Source organism: bacterium (genome assembly GCA_030649025.1).
GTDB lineage: Bacteria > Patescibacteriota > Minisyncoccia > JAUYLV01 > JAUYLV01 > JAUSGO01.
The window spans coordinates 45,560-58,651 of the sequence record JAUSGO010000002.1; the positions used below are offsets into that span (position 1 = coordinate 45,560).

The 13,092-nt window shown below is 46.8% G+C and carries 12 protein-coding genes; 10 read left to right on the forward strand and 2 right to left on the reverse strand.

Annotation, left to right across the window (positions count from 1 at the left end; all coding sequences use genetic code 11):
• The first annotated feature begins 62 nt into the window (after window positions 1-62).
• The 3 genes from scpB to mraY all read left to right on the forward strand — a co-directional run bounded on the left by scpB (window position 63) and on the right by mraY (window position 2,758).
• On the forward strand, window positions 63-635 hold the full coding sequence (gene scpB / locus Q7S09_00270; protein ID MDO8557612.1) for an SMC-Scp complex subunit ScpB: 573 nt from the start codon (window positions 63-65) through the stop codon (window positions 633-635).
• A gap of 82 nt (window positions 636-717) precedes the next feature.
• The gene (locus Q7S09_00275) at window positions 718-1,704 is read left to right on the forward strand and encodes a serine hydrolase (GenBank protein ID MDO8557613.1); all 987 of its coding nucleotides are present in this window, start codon (window positions 718-720) and stop codon (window positions 1,702-1,704) included.
• 10 nt (window positions 1,705-1,714) lie between these two features.
• Window positions 1,715-2,758 carry a phospho-N-acetylmuramoyl-pentapeptide-transferase gene (gene mraY, locus Q7S09_00280; protein MDO8557614.1) on the forward strand — a complete coding sequence of 348 codons (1,044 nt, stop codon included), beginning with the start codon at window positions 1,715-1,717 and terminating at the stop codon, window positions 2,756-2,758.
• Between the two features lie 77 nt (window positions 2,759-2,835).
• Here mraY and Q7S09_00285 read toward each other — a convergent pair whose 3' ends face one another.
• Window positions 2,836-3,258, reverse strand: coding sequence for a hypothetical protein (locus Q7S09_00285; GenBank protein ID MDO8557615.1), 423 nt, complete (start codon window positions 3,256-3,258; stop codon window positions 2,836-2,838).
• Between the two features lie 65 nt (window positions 3,259-3,323).
• On the opposite strand from Q7S09_00285, the gene murD reads away from it, so the two are divergent.
• The 5 genes from murD to Q7S09_00310 all read left to right on the forward strand — a co-directional run bounded on the left by murD (window position 3,324) and on the right by Q7S09_00310 (window position 9,772).
• Complete coding sequence (gene murD / locus Q7S09_00290) at window positions 3,324-4,718, forward strand: UDP-N-acetylmuramoyl-L-alanine--D-glutamate ligase (GenBank protein MDO8557616.1); 1,395 nt, start codon at window positions 3,324-3,326, stop codon at window positions 4,716-4,718.
• A gap of 90 nt (window positions 4,719-4,808) precedes the next feature.
• Window positions 4,809-5,906 carry a putative lipid II flippase FtsW gene (gene ftsW, locus Q7S09_00295; GenBank protein ID MDO8557617.1) on the forward strand — a complete coding sequence of 366 codons (1,098 nt, stop codon included), beginning with the start codon at window positions 4,809-4,811 and terminating at the stop codon, window positions 5,904-5,906.
• 74 nt (window positions 5,907-5,980) lie between these two features.
• Window positions 5,981-7,099, forward strand: coding sequence for a UDP-N-acetylglucosamine--N-acetylmuramyl-(pentapeptide) pyrophosphoryl-undecaprenol N-acetylglucosamine transferase (locus Q7S09_00300; GenBank protein MDO8557618.1), 1,119 nt, complete (start codon window positions 5,981-5,983; stop codon window positions 7,097-7,099).
• A 23-nt stretch (window positions 7,100-7,122) separates the two neighbouring features.
• Window positions 7,123-8,619, forward strand: coding sequence for a glutamate--tRNA ligase (gene gltX / locus Q7S09_00305; GenBank protein ID MDO8557619.1), 1,497 nt, complete (start codon window positions 7,123-7,125; stop codon window positions 8,617-8,619).
• A 220-nt stretch (window positions 8,620-8,839) separates the two neighbouring features.
• Window positions 8,840-9,772 (forward strand): glycosyltransferase family 2 protein, encoded by a 933-nt coding sequence (locus Q7S09_00310; protein MDO8557620.1) that lies wholly within the window; start codon window positions 8,840-8,842, stop codon window positions 9,770-9,772.
• Window positions 9,773-9,789: 17 nt separating this feature from the next.
• Here the strand turns inward: Q7S09_00310 and Q7S09_00315 are convergent, their stop codons facing one another.
• Window positions 9,790-10,482, reverse strand: a complete 693-nt coding sequence (locus tag Q7S09_00315; protein ID MDO8557621.1) for a M48 family metalloprotease — start codon at window positions 10,480-10,482, stop codon at window positions 9,790-9,792.
• A gap of 57 nt (window positions 10,483-10,539) precedes the next feature.
• On the opposite strand from Q7S09_00315, the gene Q7S09_00320 reads away from it, so the two are divergent.
• Window positions 10,540-11,733 carry a glycosyltransferase family 1 protein gene (locus tag Q7S09_00320; GenBank protein ID MDO8557622.1) on the forward strand — a complete coding sequence of 398 codons (1,194 nt, stop codon included), beginning with the start codon at window positions 10,540-10,542 and terminating at the stop codon, window positions 11,731-11,733.
• On the forward strand, window positions 11,676-13,092 hold a 1,417-nt coding region (locus Q7S09_00325), incomplete at its 3' end, for an O-antigen ligase family protein (GenBank protein MDO8557623.1). The genes Q7S09_00320 and Q7S09_00325, both read left to right, overlap by 58 nt.

The following is a 13,092-nucleotide window of genomic DNA, read 5'->3' on the forward strand; positions in this document are numbered from 1 at the left end:
TCCCAAAGCCCCAATTCCCAAATTGTTTAGGTCAATTAGGTCAATTAGATCAATTAGAAACTGTGTCCAAGTCATCTTCCATTATCGAATCCCTTCTTTTTATCGCAGGGGAGCCGGTAAAAATAAAAAAACTTGCGCGTGCATCCGGTGCCTCCGAGAGTGAGGCGCGCACTGCATTAGAGGAACTTGCCTCCGTACACGAAGATCGGCGTGGGCTTCGGGTTCTTATAAAAGATGACGAAGTGGAACTGGTTACCCATCCGGACAATGCCGGAATAGTTTCGGAATACCTTAAAAGCGGCATGGAAGAGGATCTGACCGATGCGACCTCGGAGACGCTCGCCATCGTGGCATATAAAGGCCCTATTGCGCGCGCGGCCATTGACGATATCCGCGGCGTAAATTCTCAATATACCCTTCGCACGCTTCTGGTCCGGGGACTCGTGGAGCGTATTTTGCACCCCGAAGATGCCCGCACGTATCTCTACCGCATTTCACTTGATTTTCTTAAAAAACTCGGGTTGAAATCCGCACAAGACTTGCATGAATTTACTCCGCTTTCACAGGCAAAACTTACTCCACCAGAAGAAACAAACACAAAAACCGAGCCAGACGCGACAAAGCCAGAAATCTAGCTCTAACTTGAAAGCCAAAACTCACAAATAAAAGTTCCGGAAAAAATTTAAAACGGTCTATACAAACGATTCTCTCTCCGCCATGACCAGCCTTCTTACTTATATACTCATTACGGTTTTGGGGCCTCTGGGTCTATTTGTTTTGCCATCGGGAAGCCCTGGAGTATCCCGCACGCTTGACACGGCTCAACAAAACGTCAATCTGGCCCTGCAGAAACTTCCGCTCTCCGCAGAGTTTTTGGCGTATCCTGCTCGTAATATTCCCGATACGCGGATATCCTCGGATTCTTTGCCATATCGTAAATGGGAAGTTTCTCCTCCCGATATGAACGCAAAATCCGCTGTTGTCGTTGGCGCAAAATCTGGCAAGATATTTTACGAACGCAATATGCGTCTGCGTCTGCCGATCGCGAGCCTTACGAAATTGGCAACGGCGCTCTCCGTTATTGAAGAACTTTCTCTTAATGAGGAGGTGACCGTCTCGCGGCATGCGGTAAATACCGGAGGAGATTTCGGGAATTTGGTGGTCGGAGAAACGCTTACCGCGCACGATGTACTTCGGGCAATGCTGATTGCTTCTTCAAACGATGCCGCAGTTGCATTTGCGGAACATGTGTTGCGTACGCGGGGCAAGGCCCTTACAGAACTTATGAATGCGAAAACCCATGCTTTAGGACTTCTGCAGACACGGTTTTCATCCGTGAGCGGCCTTGAGGATAGGAATAACTATTCAACGGCAGAGGACCTTTCCAAGCTCCTTGGGACAGTGATGCATCAGAGCGCGCTGGCGGATATTTTAAAAACTGACGCGGCAGACATTCATTCTACTGACGGTCGGTTCACGCATCGTCTTATAACATCCAATAAATTATTGGGACGTTTCGATGGGGTTGTTGCGGGAAAAACCGGATACACCGAAGGAGCAGGAGGCTCGCTTGCGATTTTTGCGAAAAACGAAAAATCAGATGACGATTTTTTGGTGATAGTGCTGGGATCCGCAAATGAAGAGACAAGATTTGAGGATGCAAAAACACTAATCACGTGGGTGAATGAAGCGTACCAATGGTAAAAGATGAATTATGTTACCCGTCATCAAAATTCTTATTCTGGCGACTATCGCGTTTGGCGTAGCAATTATTTTTACACCGTTCTGGCTGAAGGTGCTCGTGCGATATAAGCTTGGCAAACAGATACGCACCGAAGGCGCGCCGATTTTTGCTTTGTTTCATGGGAAAAAAGCAGGCACGCCGACCATGGGAGGACTGCTTGTGTGGGTGACTGCTCTTGCGCTCATCGTGTTCTTCTGGATTATGAGCCGGTGGTTTTCCGATGCGTTTATATCGCGGCTCGACTTTCTCTCTCGTGGACAGACTCTCCTTCCGCTTGGCGCCATGGTCATTAGCGCGATTATCGGTCTCGGGGATGATGTCCTTGGTATATTACGCATCGGCTCAAATGGAGGCGGATTCCGCATGCGGCATCGCGCCCTGCTCTATCTTCTTGTTGCGGTTGGAGGAGCATGGTGGTTTCATTACAAGCTTGATTGGGATACGCTGGTTGTTCCGTTTCTCGGGACGTTCCAGATCGGATGGTGGTATATTCCTGTTTTTGTATTTATTATTTTCGCGACGGCTTTTTCGGTCAACGAAGCGGACGGCCTTGACGGCCTTGCGGGGGGGCTTCTTTTGATCGCTTTTGCAACGCTAGGCGCGATATCTTATGCGCAGGACAGGTTTGATCTTGCGGCACTGTGCGGCGTGATCATGGGGGCGCTGCTTGCATTTTTGTGGTTCAACATCTATCCGGCAAAATTCTTCATGGGCGACACGGGTTCTATGGGGTTGGGCGTGACGCTTGGCGTTATAGCCATGCTTACAAATTCGGCACTGCTTCTTCCTCTCATTGCCTTCATACCGATGATCGAATCGCTATCCGTCATCCTGCAGATGCTTTCAAAAAAACTTCGCGGAAAAAAATTATTTCACTCAACGCCTCTGCACCATCATTTTGAAGCTGTAGGTTGGCCGGAAACGCAGGTAACGATGCGCTTTTGGATTGTGGGCGGAGTTGCTGCGGGCCTAGGGCTCATTTTGTCGCTTCTCGGAACCGAATTTGTATTTTAATAACGCACAGGAGAATTGAATTAATTAAAAAAGCGGCATCATTGCCGCTAAAAGAGAAATTGTTTCCTGATAATACGCTATTTTTGCTGTAACGGCCAAAGTATGACCGGATCACCTTCCGCAATAGCTTTACGCCACCGATCCATTTCAGGGATATCGGAAGTCTCAATGATAACGCGAATCATTCGGGGAGGGATAGTTCCGTAAAGGACTTCTCCTAAGACGTATGGTCCCGTACCGGGATCATTATTACTGGCGTCTCGAGACGATGAAACTACAGTGATGTCCGCAAGGTCCGCGACATATACCGCACCGCGTTCGTTTCCGGAAAACCGGAGCTGAAGCAGCTGGCCGCCCTTACTAGAGTTGTAGATTTCTGCGAAAGTAATAATAAATAGCATCGGCGTGTTGGCAGGCGGGGGTTCCCGACGCCGACTCACTAAGGCGAAGGCTACAAGGCCGAAAATCAAGAACAGGACCAAGCCAATTGTACGCATCATGCCCATTCCTCCTTTTTCAATGAACTATAATTGCTACCTGCGATACTATATGAGTAGGTACGTATATGCAAGTCCAGCACCCAAAATTTAATGGTAAAAAAATAACCGTGATGGGATTAGGACTTCATGGCGGAGGAGTCGGCACTGCGAAATTTCTTGTGCGGCAGGGCGCAAAGGTTACGGTAACCGATCTTAAAACCAAGAAAGAGCTTGCATCGTCTTTAAAAAAATTAAAGGGATTGCCGATTCGTTTTGTTTTGGGGAAACACGACTCCAGAGATTTTAAAAATGCCGATATGGTGGTGTATAACCCCGGCGTGCGGACAAAATTCCTGCGACTCGAAGATTCACCGCATTTGGCTACCGCGATGCGGCATCATGTTCCGCTTGAAACCGATATCGGAATTTTTTTTCAACTTGTTCCGAGAGACCAAATCATCGGTATTACAGGCTCAAAAGGAAAATCGACAACTGCGACCCTCATAGCCCACATATTGAAACAGAAGTATCCGCACACGCTTCTTGCGGGCAACATCCGAACATCGGTTCTCGATATACTTCCCAAGATCAAGCCCAGCGTACCAATTATTCTGGAGCTTTCAAATTGGCAGCTTGAGGGACTTGCCGCAAATCACATAAGCCCTCACGTTGCGGTTGTAACGAATATATTACACGAACATCTCAATACCTATCGAAGCTTTCATGCGTATACAGAGGTAAAAAAGCACATCCTGCGCTTCCAGAAAAAAAATGACGTTGCAGTGCTTAACAAAGACCTAAAAAAGTTCAAAGAGTTCCAGGGGTCTTCTCGTAAAGCTCGACGCATATGGTTTTCCAAGCGCACAACCCCCGCACTCTACGCCGATGTTTTTAAATTGCCGGGATTTCATAATCGCGCGAATCTTGCCTCGGCGCTTGTAGTTGCCAAAATTTACCGTGTCGGACCAAAGAAGATTCGAAGGGCGCTTGAGACCTTCCGGGGATTGGAAGGAAGAATTGAAACTGTGAAGAAGGTCGGCGGGGTAACATTCGTCAATGATACGACTGCAACCATGCCGGACGCGGTTATTGCCGCACTTCGGACCTTTCCGGACCCCAGAAACCTGATACTTATTGCCGGAGGCGTAGACAAGAAATTTAATTTTCGACCGCTGGGGGAGATTCTTAAAATCTGCTCCATAAAAGCCATTGTGTTCCTTCCGGGAACGGCAACCGTCAAGATGCTCTCGGTGGCAAAAAAATACGTGATACCGCAAACCAAAATTCGGGAAGCGGGCTCGATGAAAGAAGCCGTGAATATTGCATGGCGTTACGCCGAAAAAGGCGATACGATACTCTTATCCCCGGGTGCTGCAAGTTTTAATCTTTTCCAGAACGAATTTGACAGAGGAGAACAGTTTGTGAGGGAAGTTAAGAAGCTGAAGCCAATTTATCAAATCCAAATGCCAAAATCCAAATGACAAATCAATGACTAAAATCCAAAATCCAAATTTTTGACATTTGGGCTTTGGGTTTGATTTGACATTTGAGCTTTGACATTCTGGTTTTCAATGCAGCGTCGTCCCGATTATGTGCTTATAACGCTCACCGCTTCACTTCTTGTTATGGGGCTTATTATTCTTTCCAGCGCCTCGGTAGCGATATCCCATAACCAGTACGGCTCCACGTCCAGACTCATCCTCAACCAGCTGTTCCCCGGAGTAGTCGTTGGGTGTCTTGGATTTTTTTTCTCTTGGCGCATTGTTCCATATACATTTTGGAGAAAAGTTTCTTTGCCGCTGCTTCTTGGTACGCTTATTCTGCTTGGGGCGGTTTTTACGGATCAATTCGGGTTTAGCGCCGGCGGAGCAAGACGCTGGATCCATTTTAAATTCATATTCTTTCAGCCGTCCGAACTTGCCAAGCTTGCCATTATCGTGTATCTGGCTGCATTTTTTGCAAAGTTCAAGGATAATCTCGAAAATTTCTGGCAGACCGTATTCCCCTTCATGCTGGTATCGGCGGCAATCCTGGGATTTATTGCCCTGGAGCCCGATATCGGAACCCTCGGCGTCCTTACGATGATCATTGGGGCTCTCTTTTTTGTTGCGGGGGGCGCATGGAAATACATCAGCTATTTCATCGGAGGCGGCATAGCCCTTTTTTTTATACTGATTAAGACCACCCCGTACCGCTTCGATCGTTTTCTCGTTTTCTTGCATCCGGAACTTGATCCAAAAGGCATCGGCTATCAGATACAACAGGCGCTTCTTGCCATAGGTTCTGGAGGATTGTGGGGGCTGGGGCTTGGCGAAAGCCGTCAGAAATACAGCTTTCTTCCGGAATCCGTCGGTGATTCTATTTTTGCCATTGCCGCAGAAGAACTTGGGTTTATTGGCGCCACAGTGCTTGTATTGCTTTTTATGTTTTTTGTCCTGCGGGCTTTTCGTATTGCCTATCGGGCTCCAGATCTTTTTGGCAGATATCTTGCAGTTGGTATTGCGTCATGGATAGCGTTCCAGGCTTTTATAAATATGTCCGCTATCACCGGACTCATACCCCTCACAGGTATTACGCTCCCTTTCGTGAGTTATGGAGGATCCTCTCTGGCGCTGGTGCTGACGAGTTGCGGAATTTTAGTTAATATATCGAAGTACGCTAAATCATGAAGCAAAAGACACATAACAAAAAGCAATAAGACCCTGTTATTGCTGTTTGCTATCTGTTATCTGCTGTCTGCAAGATGCATATTTTACTGACTGGGGGCGGTTCCGGAGGACACCTCTTTCCTCTGATAGCTGTCGGGAGGCAACTAAAGAAACTTGGCCAAGACCAGAATATTGACGTGAAGCTCTATTATATGGGGCCTGACGACTTTGGGCGCGATTTTTTAGAATTGGAAAATATAAAAGTGGTGAGAATTAGTGCGGCAAAATGGAGAAGGTACGCTTCGGCATATAATGTGCTGGATATTTTCAAGATTCCTTTCGGAGTGCTTAAAGCCTTCTGGAATCTTTTCTGGATTATGCCAGATCTTGTCTTTTCCAAGGGCGGATATGGTAGCTTGCCGGCGCTTTTTGTAAGCCGATTGTATCGTATTCCCGTCATGATCCATGAATCAGACAGTGTTCCGGGGATCGCGAACAAATATGCGGCGGGATTTGCCAAAAAAATCTTTACATCGTTCGATGCGGCGACTCAATCCTTTAAGAAGGAAAAAACAATTCAGACCGGCAACCCCGTCCGCGAGGAACTCTTCGGCTGTGCGCGGGAAGATTCCAGAGAAACGTTTAATGTGCGATTCCGGAAACCGCTTCTTTTGGTGCTCGGCGGCTCGCAAGGAGCTCAAAAAATAAATGATATTGTAGTGAATACGCTTCCGCATCTTCTTGAGCGCTACGAGATTATCCATCAATGCGGTCTGGGGAATTTCGAAGAGATCAAGGAGCTTGCCGCGAAAGAATATAAATCCGAATTGTTGCAGGGGTATCATCCTTTCGGGCTTTTAAAAGAAGGGGAGCTTTGTGCGGCGTATGGCGCATGCGACCTTATCATCTCGCGCGCGGGTGCAAATAGCATTTACGAGATAGCCCGGACCGGAAAACCGTCCATTATCATTCCTCTTTCAAGCTCCGCCGGCAACCATCAATTCGAAAACGCTCATGCCTATGCTAAACATGGAGCGTGTACGGTTCTTGACGAGCAGAATCTTGCGCCGAATCTATTTTTGGAGACTATCGCAAGCATCATGAACGATGAAGCAAAAATAGCCGCTATGTCCGCGGCGGCAAAGGAATTCTCGCGTCCGCGCGCAGCGCTCACCATAGCCGAGAACCTATTCGAATTTCTTCGTAGCAATTGATTTGTATTATATGATTAGCCACCATGATGTCCGAAATTTCTAGAGAAAAAAATATAAGGGTTCGCATTGCCCCTTCTCCGACGGGGAAACTGCATATTGGGACGGCGCGAACCGCGTTATTTAACTATCTTTTCGCGAAACGCACCAAAAACGGTAAGTTTATTTTACGTATTGAAGATACGGATTTGGAGCGTTCTGATCCTGCGTTTGAAAAAGATATTTTAGAAAATTTACGATGGCTGGGAATTATATGGGACGAAGGTCCGGATATCGGGGGACCGCACGCTCCATATCGGCAATCGGAACGTACTGTGTCATATCGAAAATATTTGCAGAAATTGTTGGATGAAGATAGGGCATATTGGTGTTTTTGCAGTGAGGAGGAATTAAAAAGTGAACGGGAAAGGGCGCGAGAAGAAGGAGGGGCACCGCGCTATTCGGGAAAGTGTAGAGCGATCCCTCTCGGAGATGCGGCAAAAAGGATTGAATCGGGAGAGAGGGCAATCATACGTTTTAAGACGCCGCCAAACAAAAAAATTGCGTTTGAGGATATCATAAGGGATAAAGTTGAATTCGACACTGCGAACATGGACGATTTTTCCATCGGAAAGGCCGTTGATGTCCCGCTCTATAATTTTGCGGTTGTTATTGATGACTTTGAAATGGAAATATCGCATGTCATACGCGGGGAGGACCACATTTCAAATACCCCAAAGCAGATCTTGCTTATTGAGGCGCTTGGATTCCCTACCGTGCAGTATGCCCATCTGCCGCTCATTTTAGGGCCGGACAGGTCAAAAATGTCAAAACGCCATGGAGGGGTTTTGGTAGCGGAGTATCGCGAACAAGGGTATCTGCCCGAAGCTATGTTCAACTTTATGGCAATGCTTGGCTGGAACCCGAACACCAATGAGGAAAATCTTTCGCAAAAGGAGCTCATTGACAAATTCTCCTTGGGAGATGTGCAAAAAGCCGGCGCAATATTCAATCAGGAAAAGTTGGACTGGATGAATGGCAAGTACATACGCTTACTATTTGGAGACAGGGGACCGCTTTTGGAAAAAGTTAGGCCCTATATCCAGAAAGCCGGGCACGGAAACGCATTTGAAGCATATGGTGAAGAGAGACAGCGCGGCATGCTTTTGCTAGCTAATGAGAGAATGAAAAAGTTGTCGGATATTGTTGAACTTTCCGATTTCTTTTTTGAAGAACCGGTTTTTGAAAAAGAACTTTTACGCTGGAAAACCATGAGCGATGCTGACATTGCGTCTTCCCTGGAGAAGACGGCTGGGTGGCTTGAGGAGATTCCTGAAAGAGATTTTTCTGGTAGTGGAGAGGCGCTGGATGTTCTACTGAAAGAAAAAACGAAAGACCTTAAAGACAAAGGTTCCATATTTTGGCCCTTGCGCGTTTCACTCACGGGGAAAAAGGCTTCTCCGCCGCCCGCGCCCATCATGGCGATTTTAGGAAAAGAAAAAACGCTGGAAAGATTGCGGGGCGTGATTGCAATATTTTCTTAACGGCGAACATCCGAAAAGAATATACGGGCAAAGTAGTTACATACTACATCGGTCCTGGTGCGGTTTTTTTATTAAGGAGTTTTGAATTGCCGTGTACGAACTTCCAGGGTTTAATCATGACTAATTTACTCATGATTAGGGCAGGAGGAGAAAAGACATAAGAAAACGGAAGGTTTACGCGTTTTTATCATGGACAATCTATGCTATACTATCCTTTGTTATGCCATCACCGACTCCAAAAGTCTCCATCATTATTGTGAACTGGAACGGGTGGCAAGATACCATTGAGTGCCTTCGGTCGCTCGAAGAAGTGGAGTACAAAAATTTCTCCGTCACCGTTGTTGATAATGGTTCAGCGGATGAATCTTTGAAGAAATTTGGAGAATTACGGATTACGGATTACGGATTACGGATTATTCAAAACGACGAAAACCTCGGATTTTCTGGCGGGAATAATGTAGGCATCAAGAAAGCGCTTGAGGATGGAGCAGATTACATTCTGCTGTTGAACAACGATACGCTCGTTGAGCCAGATTTTCTTGAAAAGCTCGTGGAAGTTGCCGAAAGCGATCCGCATATTGGCATAGTTGGCCCGAAAATATATTTTGCTAACACGGCAGGGGGTAACCGAATTTGGTTTGGAGGCGGAAAATTGAATTGGCTAAAAACCCGCGGCTCGCATACCGACTACGAAAAAATCGATGCATCCAATAAGCCATCAGCTATTAGTTATCAGCTATACGACGTCGATTATATCACCGGTTGCTGTTTGCTTATTAAGCGCGCAGTGATAGAGCGCATCGGACTTCTTTCGGAAGACTTTTTTTTATATTATGAAGATGTCGATTGGTGCCTAAAAGCTGGAAAGAAAGAGTTTCGCATCGTATACGCTCCTGCCGCATTTATCTGGCATAAAGTATCCCGGTCGGCAAAACCTGGAAGCGCATCATACGTTTACTACCATGTACGGAACGGCCTCATGCTTTCCTGGCGACACGGAAACACGTTGACGCGGCTTATCCTGCCACTTTTTATTCTTTGGACCTTGGTGAAGCAGGTTGCCAAGTTCACAATTCCATCCAAGCGTATGTGGGCCGGAGCCTGTTTTCACGGAATAATCGATTTTTATCGAGGAAGGACGGGGAACCTTTAAACTAAAAAAGAGCAGAATTACTTCTGCTCACGTTGGTTGCCTCGGCGCTCATCAAGCAACTTCTTTAGCTCTAGAGTTTGCGGACTATCTTTTGGTTCTGAAAAATGCACAACTTCCGACTCGAAAAGCCATTTGTCTATTTTTTCCGAAGCATACACCATCGTCCATGGATCGGCACCATAGCGCTCAAGGAGCGCAATCGCGTACGCGTTGGCTAGACGTTGATCGTGATACTCATTCCGTCTTGGTTTATGCCGGATAGTATTCAGCGAGAGAATGCGAACAAGCGTTCGAAAGAAAATCTTCTTCCTGTCGAATGTCACATCATAGTGCGCGATATGACCAAGTTCGTGGGCAATAATCGACGTTACGTCATTGTCATTGGCAAAAGAAAGAAGAAGTTTTGTTACAACAACAACGTGACAGAGCGAGTCAGTGTGAGAGTTCGGCGGCTGTATCGGTGTTGGCTCAAGTGTTACGTAAGCTATCTGAGACGAATGTTTCTCTGCCCTTACGTGAAGCTCAATACACTTGTTCTGAAGATGCCTATCGGCAGAGACCTCAATAAATTTCCTTGTGATTTCCTGTAGCTGATGCTCTTTAAGAGCAATGTTGCTTGTGACGAGCTTGGTTTCTTGGGGGGCTGCGCTGAGTAGCCATGGAAGGAAAATCATCGCAATGAGCAAAAATATTGATATTTCTCGTCGCATAATAACCTCCGAGACTTTGATTTTTAAAGAAATTAATAATATAGCATAACTTTTTTCATGAGTCAAGTTCTCAAAATCGGCATAGATGGACGGTGTCTCGAGGGTAATCGTACGGGAGCGGGGAGATACCTTGAAAATCTTCTACGGTATTTTGGGAAAGACCAGGGCTTTGCTTTTTATCTTTACTTCAAGCACGAAATTCCGACAGATGCGTATTTTCAGGAGAACAGCTATAAACTGCGCCGTTTAGGCTCTCCGCTGGGATTTGAGAGCAATGCGTGGTTCACGCATGTTTCATTGCCTCGCGCGCTCAAGCAGGATAATGTCGACATGCTTTTTGCACCATCTTACGTGGCACCTTGGTTTTGTCCCATACCCACAGTACTTACGCTCCATGATATTTCTTATGAGGCGCATCCCGAATGGACTCCGGTGCTCGGCCGCTTCTTGTTGGGTTCCGTTTCAAAACATGCGGCAAAAAAGGCGGCGCGCATCATTACCATCTCGCAATTTTCAAAAAGCGAGATCATGCGGCTCTACGCTATTCCGGACCCGCACATCACCTTAACGTTACTTGCGCCAAACGGGAACTTTAATCAGGTAGTCGCCCCAGAAGAAGAAGCCGATATTTTAAAAAAATTAGGCGTTGCGGGCGACTTCATGCTATCGGTCGGCACTCTTATTAATCGGCGCTATCCCCTGGAGACTCTCCGTGCATTTGAAGCCTGCGCGAAAAGAATTCAAGGACTGAAGTTTGTTTTAGTGGGTCCGGATCGCACATATCCGCCGCTTGAGATAGCTCGCCACATAAAAGAAGTGAACGAGAAATTTGGCGAAAATGCGGTTTTCCATATTATCTCGGTATCCGATCGGGAGCTCGCAGTGTTATACCGCAAGGCCAGGGCATTGATCTGGTTGTCGGCATATGAAGGATTCGGCTTGCCGGTGCTTGAGGCAATGGCGCTGGGCACGCCGGTTATTACGTCAAACACTTCGTCACTTCCGGAAGTTGCGGGAGACGCAGCTCTTCGTCTTTCTAATCCATCGGGAGCCGTAAGCTCCACGTCCGGCGTTTCTTTGTCCGCTGGGCCAACCGTGGGCTCTATAGCTGATGCGATGATAAAAGTTTCTACCGACCAGGTTCTGCGAGGGTGGCTAATTAGAAAAGGGAGGGAGCGGGCGCAAAAATTCTCATGGGAACTCGCAGCGAATCAGACGCTCTCGGTATTCAAACAAGTCTTGCAAAAATGAAAAAATCGATTATTACTCTTATAGTTCTTCAGGTTCTTGCGACAGTTGCCGCAGCCTTTGGCATTGTTGAGCGCGAAGCGGTTTTTTTTGTTACCGCCGTTCTCGTGATATTCACGGCTCTTCGGCCCCTTGAAGAGGGGCTTATTCTTTTTATTTTATCCATCCCGTTCTTTTTCGCTCTGCCGTTTTCCGAATCGTTTGACAGCATGGCAAACTGGAGAGTGCTCTCGAGTATTCTCTTTTTAAAGTATCTTTATGCAGAAGGTTGGTTAATTGGAAGATCATTTAAGAGCATTCGTATAAAACTATCCGAGCTTTATCGATCAAAATTGTTCTGGGCCGCCTTTGTTTTTCTTGGATGGGGATTTTTAAGCGCCCTTTTGGCGCCCTATCCCGTCATTGGTATTAAAAAAGTTATCTTTCTCGGCAATATCTTCGCGTTGTTTCCCATTGTCCGCTACGTTATGAGCAAGGGGTACGCGGCGTATGGCTTGAGCGTCGTACGCTTCGTGCTCTACACTGTTCTTGGCGTTGGGTTTCTCCAGCTTGCCAGCCTATTTTTTATTCCTCTAGAGCGTTTCTGGCGTTTTTGGGCAGGACATGTCATCCCGATATTTTATGGCTATAATCTGGGAGAACTTTTACAAACGTCCAACACATGGTTCGCATCTGCAGGAGATGGTCCGCCGGTACTACGGATGTTTTCAGTATTTCCCGATTCGCATTCGTTCGCGATGCTCATTATGATGGGACTTACCGTGCTGGTTGCGAATTACCCAGCCTCGACTCATTCTCCTCGCTTCGGCTTCGGCGAAGCGGATATTGGCCAGGCAAACAGATTTTCAGACCCATCTCGCCAACCAAAAATTCTGGATCTTAAATATATTATTCCTGTGATTTTTGCGTTTTTGGCGCTTGTCTTCTCCGGCTCCAGGGGCGTATGGGTTTCCGCAGTGACAGTGGCTCTCTTTATTGGTGCGGGATATATATGGTTGTACAAAAAAGAGCCTGCGCAATATTTTGAATTTCGGTATTTGATGAAAAAAACTCTTGCGCTTTTTCTTCTTTTCGGCATACTTTTTTTGCCCGCTTCTTTTATAACATCGCTTTCTCAGCGAGCACAGGGCGCAAATGCCGATTCCTTGGTTTCGCTGAAACGCGTGAAAAGTATAACGGATCTTGAAGAAATTTCGAATCGCTCGCGTCTTCAAATTTGGAAGGCCGCGCTTAATACCGTTGTAAGCCGTCCCGTATTCGGCGTGGGTTTTGGAAATTTCTCCATTGCGCTCGGAGAAGATATAAGCGCCTCCCGCCGCGGTGCTTCCGCTCACAATCTGTATCTTGACCTAGCGGGCGAGA